This window comes from Streptomyces sp. ISL-98 (assembly GCF_018614055.1).
Classification (GTDB): Bacteria; Actinomycetota; Actinomycetes; order Streptomycetales; family Streptomycetaceae; genus Streptomyces; species Streptomyces spiramyceticus.
Genome location: NZ_JAGGPB010000072.1, coordinates 20,027 through 39,230, shown reverse-complemented (window position 1 = coordinate 39,230; position 19,204 = coordinate 20,027). Strand labels below are relative to the sequence as shown.

At 67.9% G+C, this 19,204-nt stretch carries 23 protein-coding genes and 2 pseudogenes; 10 read left to right on the top strand and 15 right to left on the bottom strand.

The window, feature by feature from the left end; all coding sequences use genetic code 11:
* Positions 1–432: 432 nt before the first annotated feature.
* On the bottom strand, positions 433–1,134 hold the full coding sequence (locus tag J7I98_RS35995; protein WP_214929270.1) for a class I SAM-dependent methyltransferase: 702 nt from the start codon (positions 1,132–1,134) through the stop codon (positions 433–435).
* A gap of 137 nt (positions 1,135–1,271) precedes the next feature.
* Between J7I98_RS35995 and J7I98_RS35990 the strand changes: the two genes are divergently transcribed.
* Complete coding sequence (locus J7I98_RS35990) at positions 1,272–1,736, top strand: hypothetical protein (protein WP_251021673.1); 465 nt, start codon at positions 1,272–1,274, stop codon at positions 1,734–1,736.
* Between the two features lie 140 nt (positions 1,737–1,876).
* Here the strand turns inward: J7I98_RS35990 and J7I98_RS35985 are convergent, their stop codons facing one another.
* Both J7I98_RS35985 and J7I98_RS35980 read right to left on the bottom strand, forming a co-directional pair.
* Positions 1,877–2,335 carry a nuclear transport factor 2 family protein gene (locus J7I98_RS35985; protein WP_214929269.1) on the bottom strand — a complete coding sequence of 153 codons (459 nt, stop codon included), beginning with the start codon at positions 2,333–2,335 and terminating at the stop codon, positions 1,877–1,879.
* A 226-nt stretch (positions 2,336–2,561) separates the two neighbouring features.
* Positions 2,562–3,122, bottom strand: coding sequence for a hypothetical protein (locus tag J7I98_RS35980; RefSeq protein WP_251021672.1), 561 nt, complete (start codon positions 3,120–3,122; stop codon positions 2,562–2,564).
* Positions 3,123–3,215: 93 nt separating this feature from the next.
* Between J7I98_RS35980 and J7I98_RS35975 the strand changes: the two genes are divergently transcribed.
* Both J7I98_RS35975 and J7I98_RS35970 read left to right on the top strand, forming a co-directional pair.
* Positions 3,216–4,622 carry a TIR domain-containing protein gene (locus J7I98_RS35975; protein ID WP_308378050.1) on the top strand — a complete coding sequence of 469 codons (1,407 nt, stop codon included), beginning with the start codon at positions 3,216–3,218 and terminating at the stop codon, positions 4,620–4,622.
* The gene (locus J7I98_RS35970) at positions 4,619–6,481 is read left to right on the top strand and encodes an SPFH domain-containing protein (RefSeq protein ID WP_214929267.1); all 1,863 of its coding nucleotides are present in this window, start codon (positions 4,619–4,621) and stop codon (positions 6,479–6,481) included. Before J7I98_RS35975 ends, J7I98_RS35970 begins: the two co-directional genes overlap by 4 nt.
* Before the next feature lie 52 nt (positions 6,482–6,533).
* Here the strand turns inward: J7I98_RS35970 and J7I98_RS35965 are convergent, their stop codons facing one another.
* The 4 genes from J7I98_RS35965 to J7I98_RS35950 all read right to left on the bottom strand — a co-directional run bounded on the left by J7I98_RS35965 (position 6,534) and on the right by J7I98_RS35950 (position 9,202).
* Positions 6,534–7,112, bottom strand: a complete 579-nt coding sequence (locus J7I98_RS35965; RefSeq protein WP_214929266.1) for a toll/interleukin-1 receptor domain-containing protein — start codon at positions 7,110–7,112, stop codon at positions 6,534–6,536.
* 474 nt (positions 7,113–7,586) lie between these two features.
* On the bottom strand, positions 7,587–8,213 hold the full coding sequence (locus J7I98_RS35960; protein ID WP_214929265.1) for a glyoxalase: 627 nt from the start codon (positions 8,211–8,213) through the stop codon (positions 7,587–7,589).
* A gap of 5 nt (positions 8,214–8,218) precedes the next feature.
* Positions 8,219–8,683, bottom strand: coding sequence for a helix-turn-helix transcriptional regulator (locus J7I98_RS35955; protein WP_214929264.1), 465 nt, complete (start codon positions 8,681–8,683; stop codon positions 8,219–8,221).
* A 108-nt stretch (positions 8,684–8,791) separates the two neighbouring features.
* Positions 8,792–9,202: a VOC family protein gene (locus tag J7I98_RS35950; protein ID WP_214929263.1), complete on the bottom strand. Its 411-nt coding sequence runs from the start codon at positions 9,200–9,202 to the stop codon at positions 8,792–8,794.
* 246 nt (positions 9,203–9,448) lie between these two features.
* On the opposite strand from J7I98_RS35950, the gene J7I98_RS42735 reads away from it, so the two are divergent.
* A complete protein-coding gene (locus J7I98_RS42735; RefSeq protein WP_308378051.1) occupies positions 9,449–10,117 on the top strand; it encodes a Scr1 family TA system antitoxin-like transcriptional regulator in 669 nt (222 codons plus the stop codon).
* Between the two features lie 88 nt (positions 10,118–10,205).
* Here J7I98_RS42735 and J7I98_RS35945 read toward each other — a convergent pair whose 3' ends face one another.
* Together J7I98_RS35945 and J7I98_RS43140 are read right to left on the bottom strand one after the other, a co-directional pair.
* On the bottom strand, positions 10,206–10,373 hold the full coding sequence (locus J7I98_RS35945) for a hypothetical protein (RefSeq protein ID WP_214929262.1): 168 nt from the start codon (positions 10,371–10,373) through the stop codon (positions 10,206–10,208).
* Positions 10,374–10,497: 124 nt separating this feature from the next.
* Complete coding sequence (locus tag J7I98_RS43140; protein WP_374225210.1) at positions 10,498–10,689, bottom strand: SLOG family protein; 192 nt, start codon at positions 10,687–10,689, stop codon at positions 10,498–10,500.
* Positions 10,690–11,306: 617 nt separating this feature from the next.
* On the opposite strand from J7I98_RS43140, the gene J7I98_RS35935 reads away from it, so the two are divergent.
* From J7I98_RS35935 to J7I98_RS35925, 3 genes and pseudogenes are all read left to right on the top strand, one after another.
* Entirely contained in the window at positions 11,307–11,693 is a 387-nt protein-coding gene (locus J7I98_RS35935) for a VOC family protein (RefSeq protein WP_214929275.1), read from the top strand.
* A 238-nt stretch (positions 11,694–11,931) separates the two neighbouring features.
* A pseudogene (locus J7I98_RS43135) lies at positions 11,932–12,012 on the top strand (RNA-guided endonuclease TnpB family protein); the annotation flags it as partial.
* 226 nt (positions 12,013–12,238) lie between these two features.
* The gene (locus J7I98_RS35925) at positions 12,239–12,856 is read left to right on the top strand and encodes a GNAT family N-acetyltransferase (RefSeq protein ID WP_214929261.1); all 618 of its coding nucleotides are present in this window, start codon (positions 12,239–12,241) and stop codon (positions 12,854–12,856) included.
* A gap of 397 nt (positions 12,857–13,253) precedes the next feature.
* Here the strand turns inward: J7I98_RS35925 and J7I98_RS35920 are convergent, their stop codons facing one another.
* Together J7I98_RS35920 and J7I98_RS35915 are read right to left on the bottom strand one after the other, a co-directional pair.
* Positions 13,254–13,439, bottom strand: coding sequence for a hypothetical protein (locus J7I98_RS35920; RefSeq protein WP_214929260.1), 186 nt, complete (start codon positions 13,437–13,439; stop codon positions 13,254–13,256).
* A gap of 85 nt (positions 13,440–13,524) precedes the next feature.
* A complete protein-coding gene (locus J7I98_RS35915; RefSeq protein WP_214929259.1) occupies positions 13,525–14,400 on the bottom strand; it encodes an alpha/beta fold hydrolase in 876 nt (291 codons plus the stop codon).
* Positions 14,401–14,485: 85 nt separating this feature from the next.
* Between J7I98_RS35915 and J7I98_RS35910 the strand changes: the two genes are divergently transcribed.
* Complete coding sequence (locus tag J7I98_RS35910) at positions 14,486–15,061, top strand: ABATE domain-containing protein (protein WP_214929258.1); 576 nt, start codon at positions 14,486–14,488, stop codon at positions 15,059–15,061.
* Between the two features lie 227 nt (positions 15,062–15,288).
* Here J7I98_RS35910 and J7I98_RS35905 read toward each other — a convergent pair whose 3' ends face one another.
* The gene (locus J7I98_RS35905) at positions 15,289–16,026 is read right to left on the bottom strand and encodes a hypothetical protein (protein WP_214929257.1); all 738 of its coding nucleotides are present in this window, start codon (positions 16,024–16,026) and stop codon (positions 15,289–15,291) included.
* A 79-nt stretch (positions 16,027–16,105) separates the two neighbouring features.
* Here J7I98_RS35905 and J7I98_RS35900 point away from each other — a divergent pair, with 79 nt between their 5' ends.
* Positions 16,106–17,023 (top strand): LysR substrate-binding domain-containing protein, encoded by a 918-nt coding sequence (locus J7I98_RS35900; protein ID WP_214929256.1) that lies wholly within the window; start codon positions 16,106–16,108, stop codon positions 17,021–17,023.
* Here the strand turns inward: J7I98_RS35900 and J7I98_RS35895 are convergent.
* From J7I98_RS35895 to J7I98_RS35885, 3 genes and pseudogenes are all read right to left on the bottom strand, one after another.
* The gene (locus J7I98_RS35895) at positions 17,020–17,331 is read right to left on the bottom strand and encodes an NIPSNAP family protein (RefSeq protein ID WP_214929255.1); all 312 of its coding nucleotides are present in this window, start codon (positions 17,329–17,331) and stop codon (positions 17,020–17,022) included. The genes J7I98_RS35900 and J7I98_RS35895 overlap by 4 nt on opposite strands.
* Before the next feature lie 929 nt (positions 17,332–18,260).
* Positions 18,261–18,488, bottom strand: a complete 228-nt coding sequence (locus tag J7I98_RS35890; RefSeq protein ID WP_214929254.1) for a hypothetical protein — start codon at positions 18,486–18,488, stop codon at positions 18,261–18,263.
* A gap of 90 nt (positions 18,489–18,578) precedes the next feature.
* Positions 18,579–18,695, bottom strand: a pseudogene (locus J7I98_RS35885) (hypothetical protein); the annotation flags it as partial.
* 144 nt (positions 18,696–18,839) lie between these two features.
* Here J7I98_RS35885 and J7I98_RS35880 point away from each other — a divergent pair.
* Positions 18,840–19,136: a hypothetical protein gene (locus tag J7I98_RS35880; RefSeq protein WP_214929253.1), complete on the top strand. Its 297-nt coding sequence runs from the start codon at positions 18,840–18,842 to the stop codon at positions 19,134–19,136.
* Positions 19,137–19,204 lie beyond the last annotated feature (68 nt).

The window sequence follows — 19,204 nt, the reverse complement described above, 5'->3', positions numbered from 1 at the left end:
CCGGGTCCACCGGGTCCACCGGACAACCCTCGCACGAGGGGCAATCGGCGCAGTAGTCCCCGTCGGAGTCGGGCTCGGGGGTGGGCTCTGCAGTAGCCCTCGCGGCCGCGACCTCCGCCGCCTGCCCCGACACCGTCCCGTACCTCCCCCCGCCTTGTGGCCCGACCGCAGCGAAAACAAGCGGGACCACAGCGCCGAGGAGCGCCACGACCAGGAGCCGGACGGCTTGCCGTCCTGTCGCTGACATGTGGTCAATCCCGTGTCAACGACACTCGTCCCACAAGACTGAAGACCCCTGCGGGTTGCCCACGGGGGCGCAAGCTGAGCGGCGCACGAGTCCGGTCATGGCGCATCTCCCTTCATCCGGGCCACACACTTCCAGTGTGCGCCGACCCGACCCGGGTCGCACCTGGGGCCGTCGGCGGGTTCGTATCATGCGACGTTGTCGGCTGCCCGCGTTTCCAGATCTCCGACCGACTTCCCCGGCTTTCGGGCCAGGAGGTATGCCTGCTGGCCTTGCCGGGGCTTCTCCCTCTCGTTGGGCTCGCGGATCAGCCGGGCGTCCACAACAAGCCCGGTCTGGCTCAGCAGCTCAGCGATTCGGTCGGGAGCCACCCAGTAGACGTCGAGCGAGAGCTCGTGCCCGTATGCATTCTCCAGGTGTCGGTACTTGTCACCGGCCTTGAAGGCAATCAACAGATGACCGCCTGGGGCCAGCACCCGGTGGAACTCTGCGAACACCACCGGCAACAGCTCTGGAGGAGTGTGGACGGTTGAGTACCAGGCGACAATGCCGCCGAGAATGCCGTCCGCCAGATCCAGGTCGGTCATAGACCCTTCGCCGAACTGCAGGTCCGGGTGCGTGCGACGGGCAACCGCAACCGTCTCCGGCGACAGGTCGATGCCGAACGCAGTCACCCCGAGGGAGTGCAGGTGTGCCGTCACGTGGCCGGGCCCGCAGCCGAGATCAGCGACGGGTCCGGCGTCGACGGCCTGCGTGAGTTCGGCGAACGCGCTTATCATCGCGCGGCCGTATAGGTCGTCCTCGAACGCGGGGGGCACGAGCTTGGCGTAGTCGACGGCAACGGTGTCGTAGGCCACGCGAGTGGCGTGCAGGTAGGTCGGCTCGGTCATAGCTGCGGACAGTAGCGCCTGCCTGCTGTTGTCGGTCGGTCGGTCGTCTTGTAAGGGGCGGACGTGATCATCACGGTCGCCCCGGAGTGCCATCTGCGCCGGGTGTTCCTGCTGAAGCCTCGTTAGGGTTCGGTCGTATGACCGACCGCGTTCTGGAACTCTTGCGCGCCCGCCCCGATCTGGCCGAACTGGCCGCGTTTCCGTTCGACTTCGATGTGAGCCGGGCGTACCACGTCGAGACGGTGCACCTGGCGTCCGGCGCGTCGCTGGAGCCGATCCGCCTGGAGCGCCACAAGGGCGACCTCGCGGCAGCGGGGTGGGCGCTGGAGCGGGCACGGGCGGCGGTCGGCGCCGATGGCGCCACGCCGGAGGGAGCGGTTCACCGGTGGCACCGCCGGGGGCTAGGCCGACTGATCACGGAGCAGCATCTGGAGCTGACGCTCGCCGCGGTCGAGGCGGGTGACGCGGAACTCGCGCGTGTGACGATGGCGCACGGCAGGCTCCTGCTGGACACGATCGGCAAGAAGTCGGCGAAGGCGCTCAACCGGCTGTCCACGCGGGCGAAATGGGCGGTGGCCGGGCTTCGCCCGCCCGGCGCCTGACACCTGCGAACCGCCACGGTGCAGGGCGGGCGCGGCCGTGTCCCGGGTCGCCGACTACGCCGCCGCGGGCGGCCTGCTCGGCCTGGGCGTTGGCACGAATGGGTCGTCGGGCTCCCTTCGGGGCCCGGCCGCCCGCGCCCTCACGGGGCGCAGGCCTCGGCGATCGACAGGCTGTTCTCGTAGAGGTGGTGCCGGGTGATCCGGCCGTCCTCGGCGGTGAGGTGCAGAGCGAACGGGCCCTCGAAGGACTTGCCCGTCGCGCGTACGGTCCCCGAGAGTTGCCCCATCAGGACGGCGTCGGTGCCGTCGACGAGGAAGGTGTCGACGGAGGCGCGCGCGTCCTCGAGCACGGTGTGCTCCATCAACTCCGTGAACTGGGCGGCGCATTCGGCGGCGGTGGACCGTGGGCGGATCCACGGGACGACGGGGTTCTCGGCGAGCAGCCAGTCGACCTCGTCGGCGAAGAGCGCGACGAGCCGCCCGGTGTCCCCGGCCACCCGGGCGGCAAGGAACTCCTGGACGACGGCCCGGGTGGCTTCGGCGACGGAACTCGCGGTGGTGGCTGAACTCGCCGTGGTGGCGGTGGACTTGACGGACATGGCGCTCTCCTCGCGGCTGCGGCCGGATCCCGGCGGGGGTTCCCGTCGATGTGCTTGATCCTGCCGGGGAAGGGGAGAACGGTCGATTACCCCGGGGGTAATGGCCCCGGCCGCTACTTTGAGGCTGGTGTCCGAGCTAGGAGTCCGGGGCCGACGACGATGACAGGCGGAACCGGTGCAAGCGCATCGCTGCCCCTACCGGGCCACGCTGCCCAACCACAGCACGTCACGAGCCCGAGTCATTTGCCACGAAGAGCTGGCTGCGTAGCAGCTCTTCACGTTCCCTTGCCGTTTCGGAGACCTCCGTGGCGCCTGAGCCGCCAGCGGACACTCCGTTCGGCAGGGCGGCATCGTGCTGGGGTAGGTACACACGCTTGAACTCCAAGCCCTTGGCTCTGCGGTAAGTGCCAAGCTTGACCGCGTCGACGGGACGACCGTCGTAGTGCTCCAGCAGGCATACCGGGATCTCCGCCTGGGTGAGCAGTCGCTGATAAGTGACCGATGGCCCGCATGGAGGGGCACAGCACTGCGGCGTCGGGCAGGGCGCGCAAGGCGTCCAGGAGCACTGGTCGTGGGCGTCCACGGTCGGCTTCGTGACGCGGACGACCTGCCCGTCGTGGTACACGAGGTCGACATCGCGGCGGCCGGGTGTGCGCAGTCCGTCGATGTCTTCGAAGGCATCATCGGCCACGACCGTGAGCGCCGCGTCCAGGATCTGTTTGCTGTTGCGGTAGTTGGTACGCAGCACCTGTCCGCGGTCGCCCCGAATGTCGATGCCGACGTACATTCGCCTGTCCCAGAGGCCCCACTCTCGTTACCCTTGCTGGTAAAGACGTAATCGCCGTGCATTTTTACGGGGGCAGGCAACACGGTGTATGACGTGTTCATCTCTTACGCAGAGGACGACGGCGACTGGGCCGGTACGCTCGCCGACCGGCTCAAGGCCGAGGGCGTGCGCGTCTTCTTCGACAGATGCAGCCTACGGCCGGGCGATGTCGTGGTACATGAGCTCGAAGCGGCGATCCGCCGGTCCAAGCATGGAATCCAGGTGGTCGGCCCGCTCACCATGACCGAACCATGGGCGCGGCAGGAGTACGCGGCGCTTGTGCAGGCTTCGGCTGGGCGCGGGCTGAGACTGATCCCCGTGCTCTGCGGTGATCGTGATGCTGATATTCCGCCCTTTGCCTCGACCAGGGTGTGGATGGACTTCCGCAAACTGAGCGGACCCGCATTCGACGCCAAGGCGGTCGAACTGGCCCGTGTTCTCCGCGGCGAAGAGCAGGTCCGCAAGACCGGCTTAGGGAAGGAATTACTCGATCTCGCACGTCCGGAGCACCGGCCGCTCGCCGAGCCGACACACCCCGCGTTCGTCGTCTGCTACGCCCGCGCCGACGCCGGCTACGAGGAGGGGCTGGTGGACCACATCTCCCGCTTAGACCTGCCCGTTTGGTCCCTCGGACACCTCGAGTGGGGCGACGACTACATCTGGACGATCAGACAACAGCTCCAGCACGCCCTCGCAGTCGTCGTCCTGATGTCGCCGGAGGCCGAGGAATCCCAGGATGTCACGCGCGAAATCCTCGAAGGGCAGCGCCACAGCCGCGAGTTCTTCCCCGTCCTGCTACGCGGGGAACGCAACTACCTTCTCGCCAGCAGCTGGTACTTCGATGCGAGAAACGGTGATCTGCCCGGGCCCGACGAGTTGCGCCTGCTGCGCCGCCTCCACGACTCCCGCCGCTCCGACGAGCCGCCCGCCGACTCGCCGCTCCTGCCGCTGCCGCCGACTCAGCGCCTGGTACCCGCCGTCCGTTCTCCCGCCCACACATCCCTGAGCAGACTCAAAGCCCTTCTCGCTGAACACGAGACCGAGCACGCTGATCTGCTGACGACGACACTGCTCCTGGAAGCGGTCGGCAGGCTCGAAACCGGATGGATGCGTCGATCCGACGGGAAACGTCTGCCCGACGCCCTGCTGTCCGACATCGACGCCCTCTGGTCACGGTTCTCGGGCGGGATCTACGGCTTCCGCGCGCAGGCGCGGCGCGCCCGGTTGGGAGGCGGCCGCCATGCGGACTTCATGGCCCTCTCCCTGGGATACGGCTGGCGCGCTTCGCCGGGCGAGACCATGCCCAAGTACCAGCACTTCATCGGCCGAGCCAGGAGCCACGGTTTCTTTCCGACGCTGCGCAACCCGCAGAGCGAACAGTATCTGGACTGGTACAACCAGTGGACCGAGACGGTGCTCGCCGTTCATCTACGGCTTCGTGAGAAAGGACGGATGCCTTGATTCTGTTACTCGTGCTGGTGCTGGCTGCGGGGACCGTGGCACTGATCGGTCTCGTCTGGTACGGGGCGGGCCGGTCGAAACGTGGCCCGTCACACCCGCCGCGACGGCAGTCAGGCGTGCTCGTCGGATACGGGGCAGGCGTGCTGGGCTCATGGATGGGCCTGTGCGTGGTGCCCGCAGACCATGTCGGCATCGTCCACAGGAGGTTCGGGTCCGCGAATCCAGATCAGCGCTTCAAGCGGATCACCCCCCACAACGCCCGCGGTGTCCAGGCACGCACGCTCCTCCCAGGCCGGCTCCACCGGCTCACACCCGTCGTCCACAGAATCGAGTTCGTACCGAGAACACATGTTCCGGCGGGAAAGATCGGACTCGTTGTCGCCACCGAAGGCGCCAAGCGCGCGCCCGGTCGAACCCTTGGCCGGTCCGTGGACTGCGACAACTTCCAGGACGGCGCCGCTTTCCTGCTGAACGGCGGCGAACAAGGCAGACAGCTGGCCATCTTGCGCGGCGACAGCTCGTACTACATCAACACCGCCCTGTTCCAGGTCGACATCGTTCCCCGAACGTTCGTGGAAGCGGGCACTGTCGGACTGGTCATCGCGAAAGACGGCGCCATCCGGGCCCCCGACCGTCCATTCGGCCGGTACGTGGAGTGCGACAACTTCCAGGACAGCTCGGCCTTCCTGCTGGGCGGCGGCGAACAAGGCAGACAACTGGCCATCCTCACCGGCGGCACGCACTACGACATCAACCCCTACCTCTTCGAGGTGATCACCGAAAGCAACGTGCACGGTTCCGGCCAGAGCGGTCTGTATGCCGAGCATCTCAGGGAGATCGCCATCCCCGTCGGTCATGCCGGCGTGGTGATCACCCTGGACGGTGCCGAGCCCCAACAGGGTGAGCGGAAAGTGGGCATCATCGTCAGGAACCACAGCAGCTTCCGCCTGCCCTGGGTGTTCCTCGACAACGGAGGGTGGCGCGGCGTACAGGAGGAGACCCTCGGCGAGGGCTCCGTCTGCGCGCTCAACCCCTGGTTCGTACGCGTCGTGCTCATCCCCACCCGCCTACTCATCCTGGACTGGAGCAACAAGGGCGGCTCCACGTCGGACAACTACGACTCCGCGCTCGACCGGATCAGCGTCAATGTGCAAGGACACCGGCTCCAGGTGGAGCTCAGGCAGACCCTGAACATCCCGGAGGCGGTCGCTCCCCGGCTGGTCCGTGAGTTCGGTGACTCTTCGACGTCCGGGATGGGCGGCTTGGTGAACAACCCTGTCCCCGTGCAGCGGTTCGTCGAACAGGTGCTGGGCGGCGCCGTGGACACGTACTTCAACGGCATCGCCGCCGAATCCACTGTGGAGGAGTTCCTCACCGGGTATGCAGGCATCCGCACGGACCTGGCCGCACAGGTGCGCAACGCTCTCGCCGCGTGGGGGGTCGAGGCGGCCAGTACCAACCTGGGGGAATTCGAATCCCTGGACGCGGACCTCGACCGGGCCCGCAAGCGGGTCTTCGACGCACAGATGCGCACCCAGGAACTGGAAGAGCAGAGGAAGAACGCTGTCATCAAGGCGGAAATTCGTGAAACAGAACTCGAGGCCGATCGGAAGGAGCGGCTGCTGGCCGTGGCGGAGCTGGAGCGCAAGATCGAACTTCTCGGCCCGGACACCATCGCCATGCAGATGTTCCTCGCGGAACTCAGACACATGAATGTGCCCCAAGTCGTCAGCGGAGAAGCGGAGTCCCTGCTGAAGTACCTGCCCGTACAGCGCGCCCTGGAGATCATCGATGGGGCCAGGCACCGTGCCGACCAGGTCGCCTTGCCGCAGCCCGCCGCCCCGGACGACGAGGAATAGGCCACAGCGCCGGAATGGAGTAGGGGCTCTTGCCGCCACCGGGCGGGTCCCGTCAGCGGCTACGCACGGCCCGCGCGATCTCGTCGACCCGCTGCTCGTACACACCGTCATCACCCGCGCCGTCGCCCACCCGGCGAAAGTCCGCGCAGTACCGGGTGGCGGCGAACTCGGGCAACTGGACGTCCCCGACCACGACAGGGATGAACAGACGGCCGGACTCGATCGACGACTGCATCAAGGCGGCGTACTCCTGCCTGACCCAACCGCTGCTCATCGACGCCGGGCTGAACACCAGCACCCCATGCGCCGCCTCACGGATCGCGGCCTCCACCGTGTGCACGCGGATCCCGCCCGGTCTGCTCACGACCTCGTCGTACGCCACGTTCAGCCCCTTCTCCCCGAGCCGTTCCGCGAACGAATGCACCCAGTCAGTATCCTCTCGACCGTACGAGACGAACACGTCGTAGCGCGCGGCGCCGTTCGCGGGCGACGGCGCAGGCAGCGGCGTGCGCGGTGCGGCGCGGCGCCGGTGTCTGGCCAATTGATGACGAACAGCCACATAGGCAAAGTAGGCACTGACAACACCGGCGACGGTGCCGACTGCGCTGAGGAGTAACCCCGTCGTATCCACTACATCAGGCTAGCCTCGAGCTTGCGCCGCGGAGTGGTCAAGCAGGCCGAGGCCGTTCTGCCGGTCCAAGCGGAAGGCGCTTTCTGCGTGCAGGGTATCGGTTCTCGTCCCAAGCTCCATGTCTCCGCTGACGGTTCGGGGGTGGTCGGGCACGCCGGGGCACGTTTGCTGGCGGATCTCGCCGAGGCCACCGGCCTGACTACCGCGTACTCCACTGCGCGCTCGGGCCGCTGCGACCGCGCGGCACCGGACGTGATCCAGGCCGGACCGCCACCGAGGCGGCCGCGCCCACCTCGGGGTCGACGCCGGCGCCCTGCGGCGATGGTTACGCGGGCGTACTCGCGCAGCTGAGATGCAGGGCCCACGCGATGGTGGTTGGCCGCGGCGGGCGCATCAGCTCGGCACCCGACACCGCCCCGAGCCCGGCGACTGTCTCGTGATCGGCGACCAGGCAGGGCAGGCAGCAGTGACACATCAGGGCGTGGGTGCCGGCGATGCGGCCGCCCATGCAAACCCGTCCAGGTCGGTGAAAGGCCCGGCATCGCCGCCGATCACGAGCCGGTGCGATCCGGTGCCGTCGGGAGAGACGCCGGCGTCCTTGGCAAGGGCACGGCGCCTGTACAGCGCCAGCTTTACGGGACTCGACCCAGCAGCGAACTCGACGTACACGCGGCCGAAGCTCTTCGCCACGGCAAGGCCTTGGTCGATGTAGAACCGCTTGCTCGCGGCCACGTCCGCGACTCCCAGCAGGAGCACGATCTCGTCGACCCGCCGGGTGGCCGGACCGGTGTCCTTCTTCGCCGAGGTCGCGACCTTCCAGATCGTCCCGTCCGGGGCTTGTACGACACCGCCGTAGCCCCAGAGCGACCTCGCGGCAGGCTTGAGCGGCGTGGCGCCGGCGTCGAGGGCGGCGCCGATGAAGCTGTTGACGGTGGCCGGCTGGGACACCGTGAGCGCCAGCGTGAACCCACGGAAGCCGGTCGTCGGTGCCTCCGAGGCCCGCAGGCGTATCTGCGTGTCCAAACCGAAGGCGGCGGTGTAGAAGCGGTTGGCGGCCGTGGGGTCGGCCACGTCGAGGGTGACGGATGCGATGGATGCCATGGCCATCACGCTAGTTGCGGCTCGGCGACCGGCGCTTCTTGATTCCTGACCGGTCTTGTCGCCTGTTTTGCCACACACGGCGGCATCCCCGCCGCAGCGCCCGTTGCGCGGCGCCGGTAGGCGCTGGGCGGCATGCCGACCAGCTCGGTGAAGCGGGTACTGAAGGTGCTCAGCGATGAGCAGCCGACCGCGAAGCAGACCTCGGTGACACTGAGGTCGCCACGGCGCAGCAGCGCCGTCGCGCGCTCGATGCGACGCGTCATCAGGTACGCGTACGGCGACTCGCCGTAGGCCGGCCGGAACTGGCGGCTGAGGTGCCCGGCGGACATGTTGACGCCGCGGGCGAGCGCCTCGACGTTCAGCGGCTGCGCATACTCCCGGTCGATCCGGTCGCGGACGCGGCGCAGTCGCGCGAGGTCGCTCAGGCGCTGCGCCGCGGTGCGTGCGCGCCCCCACGAGGGGTGACACATGAGAGAACTCCTTTTCGTCGAGGACAGCGGCCTGGAAGCGCCGGCCGTCGTATTCTTCGCAGGTGGTCGCGACGTCGGCCATCATGGCCGAATCGATGACCGGAGGGCTCAGCGAAGCTCCTGGATGCGGACCAGGTTGCCCGCGGGATCGCGGAAGGCGCAGTCGCGGATGCCGTACGGCTGCTCGGTCGGCTCCTGGACGACCTCGGCGTCGCCGGCCTGCACCTTCTTGAAAGTGCCGTCGAGGTCCCGGGTGGCCAGCAGGATCCAGCCGTAGGTGCCCTTGGCCATCATCTCTACGATGGTGCGGCGCTCGTCCTCGGTGACCCCAGGGTCGGCGGCCGGCGGCGCCAGGAGGATGGACGTGCCGGGCTGCCCGACGGGGCCGACCGTGATCCAGCGCATCTTGCCCTGTCCGACGTCGCTGCGGACCTCGAAGCCGAGGGCGTCGCGGTAGAAGACCAGGGACGCGTCCGGGTCGTCATGCGGGAGGAAGCTCGTGTGAATGGTGATGTCCATGACGATCATGCTAGGTGCGGCTCCGTGACCCGCGCTTCTCGATTCCTGATCGATCTGGCCACCTGTTTCGCCACACGCGGTCGCATCCCCGCCGTCGCGCGCACCGCCTGGCGCCGCGTCGCCCAGGATCTCCTCAACCGTCTGCCATACGTGGGGAATCCAGACTGGTCGCTGACAATAGCTAAGCCCGGTCACTGACCGAGCGCACACAAGCGAGCGCACGACGGTAGCCCTCCGACGTCCTGACTGGGGCTTCGGGCGCGACCGTGCAGGACCTGGCGGCCACCGATTCGGCGGCCACCGTGCTTCTGGTTTTGTACGTGGGAGCCGGCTCTGGCTCACCTTCTGCGGAACTGCGGCCAGACCCATTTCGGGGATCCCCATCATCGGCAACTCGCCGCCGGTCATCGCCCGGTCCAGGACACCCTCACCGTCGAGTACGAGCAGTCCACCATGCTCCTCGATTGGGAGAACACCATGGTCGTCGGCATGCTCCAGACCCCGGACTACGCACGCTCGGTGTTCCAGCCGTACGCCGACCTGCACCAGTCCGTACGGGACAGCGACAACCCAGTCCGTTCGCCCGCATGCGCCGCCAAGACCTGCTGTGCCAGTCCGGCCGCACATTCCACATCGTCATGTGAGAGGCCGTACTCTACGCCAGCGTCTGCCCGTCATCGGTCCTTGCCGCCCAGCTCGACCGCTGGCCGACGTCAACGGCCTGGACACAGTGCGCGCCTCGGCATCGTCCCGTTCGGCGCCCCGAAGGTGTCAGGTGGTGCACATGTTCACGACCTTCCGGCCCCGTCATCAGGTAACGCAAAAGCCGCCCCGGCGTACGGCCGGGACGGCTTCTTTGCTGTTCGGAGTGGGTGCCCACACCCTCTGAACACCGGATCTAGGCCAGGCGCCTGACACTTATCCGCGGCCGGGCCTCCGAAGCTGTCCGGCGCAGATGACGCTACCGGCACAGCCGGGTCCCGTTCCAGGGACCCGGCTGCCTTCACCGGAAAGTGCTGTGGTCGTCCTCGTCTTCGCTCTCGACTTCCGGGAGATTCGACAGGGCGGGCTCGAGAAACACCGTCGTGTAGTCGGGCTTGGTCGGGCGGGGAAATCCCACAGTCTCTATGGGGCGGTTCTGCTGCTGTGCGGTCATCGTCGTTCCTGTCATGGGGTGATGCGGCGGACGGGTATCTGGGCGGCGTCGGCTCGGCGCATGGCGCCGGCGGTGCCGGTTGAGCGGTTGCGGTGAAAGGCCGGGCAGAGGTCGGCACCCAGGTCGACCACCCAGCTCGTTACGCCGGGTGCCCGACGGTGGGGCAGCAATCCCCGCCGCAACGGCGGGTCTTGCGGTGTCCGGGTGGGCACTGCGGTGGGCAGGGCGCCTCCCAATCGGCGTCGTGAGTTCCGTACGGCACGCCGCTGCCTTGCGCCCAGACCTTGGCCAGTTGGTCGGCGCCGGGCGCTCCGCCGTGGATGACGGAGATGCCTGGGTGGCCGATCTAGGTGGAGTCGTGCCAGGTGTCGAGCAGCGCGGCGGCGAGTAGTTCAGGGTCGGGCTAGCTGCGGGAGCTGGTGATCAGGATACGGGCAGGGGCTGACATGGCGGTCCCTCACGCGGTTCGTCGGAAGAGGGGGCTGGACAGGGGTGACGTTTCGCTATACAGGGCGAAGCGTAAAGAGGTACAGTCCCCGGCCCCCGGCTACGGTGAGACTGAGGCTGGCGGGGCCGCCCACGCTCACGAGCTCAAGGGGCCTTCAGTGCGTACGAGGGCGACAGCGTGCTCTTGGACAGGAGCCCAGTTCCGCAGCGTCCCGTCGTCGCTGGTAAGTGGCGAGCCACGTGGCATCGGGCGCAATCGCCTCCGAGGTCACCCACCAGGTCTCTCATGATTGCGCGCAGGCGATCGCCTGGACTCGATCATGCAGGTCCACGGTCGTAGGGCTCCAAACCAAAGGGCATGGGCCCTGCGACCGATGCCGCAAGAACCCCTCGTGCCTACGCTGACCGAAACGGTCCGCCACGGAAGGCACCGTGACCATTGGCCCGCCACTGAGCGCGCCATGACGAAGGGAAGTCCATGCCGCCACCGGTCAGAGCCATATCCGCCTCGCCCGCCCGTCGCGCAACCTCGCGGCGGCGGAGGGCTTCTGGATCCGGGGTCTCGGTCTGAGCGTGCTGTACCGAGCCGAGGCCGGCGATGCGCCCGGAGAGCACGACCTGCTGATGGTCGGCTGGCCCGACGCCTCCTGGCACCTCGAACTCGTCCACGAGGCGGCCGGGCTCGTCAAGCCGCGGCCCAGCGCGGAGGACCTGCTCGTGATCTACCTCGACGAGCAGGTACCCGAGGAGCTGGTGACCCGCCTCGAGGCACACGGCGGCAAGCGCGTCCCGTCCCCCAACCCGTACTGGAACGAGTGGGGCATCACCGTCGAGGACCCGGACGGCTACCGGCTCGTGCTCTGCACGCGCGCGTGGTCCAACTCTTAGCCACACTCGGCCAGCCTGTCCTACGCTCGCTGACCATTTGCGACCACACCTCCTCATCCACTACCCGCCAGGAGGCCGTCCGCAGGTCAAGCTGTCGACGCTGGTCGGACCTCAAGATCCGCAACATGCGCAAAGCCCCCAAGCCGGAGCCGGACCCCGAGACGCCGGGCGTGTTTTGCCCAACGGGGGCGGCCTCGAAGGCGGGTCTCAACCGTTCGATCGCTGATGCCGGTTGGGGGTGTTCCTCGCGATCCTGAACGCAAAGGCTGAAAGTGCCGGGCGGGAAGTGATAGCCGTGGACCCTCGCAACACTTCCCGCAAGTGCCCGGAGTGTGGGCACACCGCGAGGGAGAACCGGCCACCAGGGGCCTGTCCGACGAGTCGGGCGACGGGTCCGTCGGACAGGCCTGAGCCGCGCATCACCACGGCCGCCGCTGATTCTTCTCGCTGCATCCCTTGCCTGAACCTCCCTTTCAGGCCGCCTCATTGGCCCCTGCGAGCGGAGCGGGACCCGTACCCCGCCTTCGAAGATCAATGGGTGCAGAATGACCCGTATGTCGATAACGAACATTTCGAAGACGGCAACGGTCGGCGACGCTCCGCTGATCAGCCGCACCTTGGCCCGCGCGTTCGACGACGACCCGATGATGCGCTGGTTCTTCCCCGACGACGCCTCGCGCGAGGCAGGGCTGTGCCGCTACTTCACCACGATCTTCACCCGGCAGTACGTCCACCACGGCGTCTGTGAGCGCACCGAGGCGGCGGCCGCATTCTGGGTACCGCCAGAGGCGCAGACCAAAGCCGTTCCCGACGCGGAGACCATTCAGGAACTCCAGAACATTCTCGGCGACCGGGCTCCGCTGTTCAGGGACACCGTCGAGACAGCCGCCAAGCACACACCCCAGCAACCGCACTGGTACCTGGCGGTGATAGGCGCCGACCCGGCCGCCCGGGGCCAGGGACACGGCGCCGCCCTGCTGCGCTCGGGACTGGCCACGGCTGACGCGGCGGGTCTGCCCGCCTATCTGGAGTCCTCCAAACCGTCCAACCTCCCCTTCTACGAGCACTTCGGCTTCACCGTGCGTGAGGAACTGCGGCTGCCGGGGGACGGGCCGGCGTTGTGGGCGATGTGGCGCGAGCCGCGCCACCCGGCCGACGCCTAGGACTGTCCGGCGGGTCACGAGCGGGGCCAAAGGCGTAGGGCAGCCGAAGCCGACCCGCCCCAGGTGCGTATCGCCGGGCCGGGCCTGGGTGCGGAAAGTGACGGCCAGGGCGAGGATTCCCCATACGGACACCTCGTGGCGCACCATCTCCGCGATCGGAGGCGGCATCTAGGCGTCCCAAGCGCTGCATGCCATCGGTGCGAGGAAAGAGGCCCGGCATCTCGCCCGGCTGTGGAAGGCTTGGAGCGCGTGTAGCCGGTCCGCCTCGGGCGGCGCCTCGCGGCTCAGGCCACGGCCTGCACTCGGCATCGAGCACGCCAACAAGGCCAGGTGGCAGCTCATCCCGCGTCGAAGGAGTAATGCCCGCAGCCGCCGCTGCCCGCCGCACTCGGGCCACCTACTCCTCCAGCCAAGGGAGCGTCTTGTCCCGGGCGATCTCCTGGCCCACTGACGGGGCGAACCAGCAAGGTCGCGCGCCGCGCCGATGCCGGGCTCTCCCCCGCCGCCAGAGTCGCGCGTCGACGGCGTCGGCGTCCGGGTGCCGGCCTCCACCGAGCGGCATCTCGGCCTGCCGCTCGGTCACGGTGTCTTTCCGTCGCCCACTGCCCGCGTACTGGCCTATGTGCTCAGCCAAGTACAAGTGAAGGTGCTCAGATGTCAGGGGCTGGTCAGGTCCAGGTGCGGTCGAGGAAGTCGGCGATGAGGGGGGCGATTTCGGGGAGGTTCTCCTCCAGTGCGAAGTGGCCCGTGTTGAGGATGTGGAGTTCGGCGTCGGGGAGGTCGTCCAGGTAGGCGTGGGCGCCTGGTTCGGGGAAGAACGGGTCGTTGCGGCCCCAGGTGATGAGGGTGGGTGGGGTGTGCTTGCGCAGCCATGCCTGCCACTGCGGGTAGTGCTTCAGGTTGGTGTGGTAATCGAAGGCCAGAGCGATCTGGGCTTCCTTGCGTCCAGGAAGGTCCAGGAAGTGCTGGTCAAGGGTCCAGCCGTCGGGGGCGACGAGTTCGGGGTCGCTTGTGCCGCCCTCGTACTGGCCGCGCGTGGCCGGCAGTGTCAGCAGGTCGCGGATGATGCCTTCGTCGCCAGGCACGTCCGGACGGAGCTCGATGAAGTCGCGGGCGCCCTTTGACAGACCCTGTTCGTAGGCGTTGCCGTTCTGCACGACCAGGCCGGCGATCCACTCGGCGTGACGGGTTGCCAGCCGGAAGCCGACGGGTGCGCCGAAGTCGAAGACGTACATCACGAACCTGGTCAGACCGAGTTGTTCCACAAATGCCTCGGTGATGTCCGCGAGGCGGTCGAAGGTGTAGGCGAAGCCACTCGGGGCCCGGGTGTGTCCGAAGCCCGGGTAGTCCGGGGCGATCAGCCGGTATTGAGCGCCGAGTGCGTCGATCAGGCGCCGGAACTGGTGGGAGGCCGACGGGAATCCGTGCAGTAGCAACAAGACCGGGGCGTCCGCCCGGGCCGGAAGCGATTCGCGGTAGAAGACCTGCACTCCGTCGACCTCGACGTGGCGGTGGACGATGCGGGGGATGACCAGCGGCGCCATTTCACATGCCTCTCTGTCGAGATGATGCATTAGTTTTAACGGACCCCAAGCTAATGTGTCAACATGCTCATGTACCATTAGGCACATGGTTGATCCCACTCCGCTGACCGGCGAGCCCCTGGCCATCGACCTGGTCAACACCCGCCCGAACACGGTCGACGGCCCGGTCGACCTGCTCGCCGACGTCACCCGGCTGCGGTCATGGCTGGGCCTCCAGGCCGAACGCTTCCCAGAGCCGACACCGGACGCAGCGGCGCTCACCGATGCCGACCTGGCTGCCGTACACGCCGTGCGCGAGCACATCGCGGCCGCCGTGCACGCCGCCCGGCGCGGCGAGCGGCCACCCGTGACGGCTTTGGACGGCCTCAACGCGGCATTGCACGCCGCGCCCGCCATCCAGGAACTGGTCTGGGACGGCGGCTCATTCACACTTTCCTCCCACCGTCCGGGCGCCCCTGGCACACGCCTGGCCGCCCTGCTCGCAGAGGACACCGTCGGCCTGCTGACCAATCCCGCAGTCCGCAAAGTCCGTACCTGTGAGGGCGAAGACTGCGTGATGCTGTTCCTGCCAACCCATCCGCGCCGCCGCTGGTGCTCGGCCTCCCGGTGCGGCAACCGGGCCCGCGTTGCCCGTTACTACCAGCGCCACAAAGCCAACTGAACCGTCGACACCCCCTGGCGCCGTCCTCCAGCCTCAGCCGGAGAGTGAGGGTCGCCCACGGCGACCCCGCCCCGAAGGAGACCCAGGGCTGCCGATTGAATGGGCCAGGCGCTTCTCAGGAGCGTGTCGGGATCTGGTTTTCGTGGGATTTAGCTCGGGTTGGCGTCTAGGGCCGGTCGTGACGAACGGCTGGGCCTCGTACACCTGTTGGTGTTCTCGACGTCCGGTCACGGGGCCAGGGAGTCGGTCAACGCGTTGACGAGTTGGGCGAATTCGGTACGTGGCCGGTCAGCCAGTGCGGCGTAGAGCGGCGCCTGCAGCTCGTCGGTGAGTTGCTCGGCACGCCGCCATCGGGGGATCAGGGTTGCCACGGCGGGATGTGGCTCTTGCCAGCCGTAGTGGGTCGCCTGCTCGACGCCCAGGTTGATGACCATTGCCGCTCGGGCGCTCAGCCCGCACAGGCGCACCGCCGACAGATGGCAGGCGCCACGGTGTTCCCGCAGTACGTGTATGCGCTGCATAGCCGCACCGACCAGGTCGTCGGCGGGGCAGGGTTGCGCGCGCCAGCCGGCAAACAGAGGCAGTGCGTCGGCGTCAGCGGCGTCGATCAGCTGCTGTGCCAAGCGGTTGAAGTTCTCCACGTCGACGTCGGCGGGGATATTGGCACGCCCCCACTTCCGGACGGCCTGCGCATAGCAGGCGGCGGCTTCCCCCGCCGGCATCACGGACCGTCCCGCCAGCCAGCCCGCGGTAACCAGATTGGGGCCGAGGAAGCCCTGCACCGCTTGGACCACCGAGACCGATGCCTCGCCGAGCACCCCGAACCGGCCGCGGCAGTAGAAGCCGCGCCCTGGTGGAAACCCGGCACGCAGACCCACGGCGGCGGTCGCCTCGTCGGACATGAACTCGTCACCGAAATCGTGGATGGGCCGGGCAACCGCGGCGATGCAGTCGAAGATTTCCATGCGCCGAAGGTCGCTCACCAAGACTCAATAGGTCAAGAGGGGTATTTCTAATGAAACCCTTTAGGTAATCTATCGATTCATGCTGGATATCCGCCGTCTGCACATGCTCAAGACCGTCGTCGCCCGCGGCTCCATCGCCGCGGCCGCCCAGTCACTGGCGCTGTCAGCCGGTGCCGTGTCCCAGCAGCTGTCCGCGCTGCGGCGCGACGTGGGAGTCGATCTGCTGCGCCCCGACGGGAGAACCGTGGCACTGACGGAGGCGGGCCGGGTGCTCATCGAGCACGCCGACCGGATCCTCGCCGCCGTGCAGGAGGCCGAGAGCGCCGTCGCGGCGGTCAAGGGCACGGTCGGCGCCACCGCCACCCTCGCCGCGCTGCCGTCGACCGTCGCCCGGATCGTGGCCCCTGCACTGACCGCACTGGGCTCGCACCACCCCCAGCTCACCGTGACCTGTCTTCTCACCGACCAGGCGCAACTGCGGGAACTCACGCTCGGCACCGTCGATGTCGTGCTGGGGCAGCGGTATCACCACCTGCCCGATGCGACACCCCGGGGCATCGCGGTCTCCCCGCTGCTCGACGATCCGCTGCTCGTCGTCACCGCGGCCGACCAAGCCGACGAGCGGCCCGTCGCCCTGCGGGAACTGGCCACGCACAGCCTCGCCCTGCCGCCGCCGACCACCGACTGCGGACAGGCCATCCTGCACGCCTGCCACCAGGCCGGCTTCACACCCACGACGCGCTACATCACCGCCGACATCGTCGCCCAGCTCGCCCTCGCACGAGCCGGCCTCGCCACCGCGCTTGTCCCCCGGACGGCCATCGACCCGGCCACACCAGGAATCCGCACGGCGCCCATCGAGGATCGCCCGATCCTGCGCCTGCTGTTCGCCGCGACGCGTCACACCGAGACCGCGAACCCGACGACCACGGCCGTCATCGCAGCGCTGCGCACAGCCGCGCGGCAGGATCGCACCACGCACCTCCCGGCGGCCTAGGACAGGCCGTCGAGCGGCCGGAGGAAGCGGCGCTCGTACCGCTTGATGCAGCGGGTGTCACGAGCCAGTTCGAACGCTTCCTGGCACTCCGCGTCGGACATGCTGTCCGTGCGGCACTGCTCGTACGCGGCCAGGCTGGGAAAGGAGAAGAGGGCGTAGGCGATGTCGCTGTCGCCCTCACTGGGCAGGAAGTAGCCGTGGTGCGTCCCGCCGAAGCGGTTGACGAGCCGGACCCAGCGGCGACCGTATTCTTCGAAGTCCTCAAGCTTGTCGGCGTCGACCTCGTACTTCAGATGAATGGTGATCATGCCTGCATGATGCCGTGTGACGGTTCGGACTCGAAGACGGCCTGTGCGATCGCGCAACTTGGCCCGGACTTCCGGTGTCAGGTGCCCGTGCCTGCTAACCGACGGACGCCGATCCTTCCAGGCCGACCTCCTGGCAGAACGAGACCGAGCGCTGTCCGTGCGGGCCAGTGATGCCCCAGGCGTATTGCACTGAGTGGGTGTGCTGTGGGGCTTCGGCTGATTTCAGCTTGAGTCGGTCTCTGGGGTGGCCGGTGTCGGCTGGGTGAGGGTGAACAGGCAGGGTTCGGGCGCCAGCCACGTCGCCGGCCGCAGAGGCTTTGGGCGGGAGCTGCCATGGGGCGAGAGAACAGGGGGCCGTACCCTTGCCAGCCACTCGGGCAGGCTTCACATCTGCCCGCAATGTGACCCAGTGGCCCCTGTTCTTAGAGGCTCGCCCCGTGTGGTTGCCTAAAGCCTCGGAGGCCGTCGACCCCAAGCCACAACGCCCCGCCCTCGACGGCGGATCGGACCTCTGACGCGTGTTCATGCCGCATTTGGGACCCGGGCGGTTGCCGCCCGCCGGGACCGGCCGACAGGCCGCAGCCCGGCGGGTCGCAGGCGCGCCCTTGAAGTAGAAGAAGAAGATTTGGACCGATCAGGCGCTGCGTGTGCTGCCCGGTCTCGGTTGATGATTGACGCGGTGGCTTCGTCCATGTCCCACGGCTGGGGTCGGGGCGCCCCACGCGGCAGCCGGACAGCGTCGCGGCCGAGAAGGCGTACAGCAACGGCAAAATCCGCAAGTACCTGCGGCGTCGCGGGATCCGGCACGTGATTCCGGAGAAGAGCGGCCACAAGGCCGCCCGCCGTAGCGCGGGTCACGCGGCGGGCGGCCTGCGGGCTTCGACCGCTACGACACGGAAATGGGACTCGCGGGCTGAAAGGCCCGCCGGTCAGGCGACCTTCTGATCCTGGGGCGTCTTCCGCGTCTTCACCCCGCCGACGATGAGCGCCAGCCCCACGGCGACGATGCCGAGGTAAGCGATGGACGGAAGGTCGACGACCTTGTGCATCCAGCCCCACTCCGTGCCGAAGAGGGTCTGCGAAGCGAAGCTGACAAGCCCCTGGGCTCCTACGACGTAGCCGATGCTTTCGACGGTGTATCCGATGGTTGTTCGCACGGATCAACCCTCTCGCGGCGGCGCCACAGGATCGTCCTCCACAGGGCCGAAAACGCAGTACTCCAAAGGATGCAGTCGCGTGCGAAGAGCACCGGCACAGCACCCCGCCGCGGCCGAGGAGTGGTCAAAGCCGGACGGCTCGAAGATCACGCCCTCGTACGCCCAGCGCATGGGCCAGCCGACTTTCCAGAGCAGCTTGCCGCCGTTGTGGCGCACCCGCGTCAGCAACGCCCATGCCCACAACACCTAGGCGCTCGCGTCCGTCACCCATAGGGACGACCTTCCCGTGCGGAGCGCACCTTCCGCTGGTCAACTGGGGACGACAAGGTGCCGACAATGGACGGAGCCGCTATGGCGATCATCGTAGAGCTGAACATGACCGGAGCCACTCAGGATCAGTATGAGCAGGTCGCCAACAAGGTGACCGGTGGGCGCGGACTGGTCAAGGGCCGCTCGGACTGGCCGGTGCCCGGCGTCATCGCGCACGTCGCCGGGCCTGGCGAGAACGGCTGGTTCGTGGTGGATGTCTGGGAGTCCGAGGAGGCGTGGCAGCGGTTCGCGGAGATCCTGGTGCCGTTTGCGCAAGAGGTCGGAATGCCAGATTTCCAGCCCAGGATTTACCCGGCCTTCAATGTCGTGACCGAGTAGTGGGCGCATGTCCCATGCGGCGCAGAGCTCCGGGCTGACGAGCAATTATCAAGAGATGTGGTTCGGGT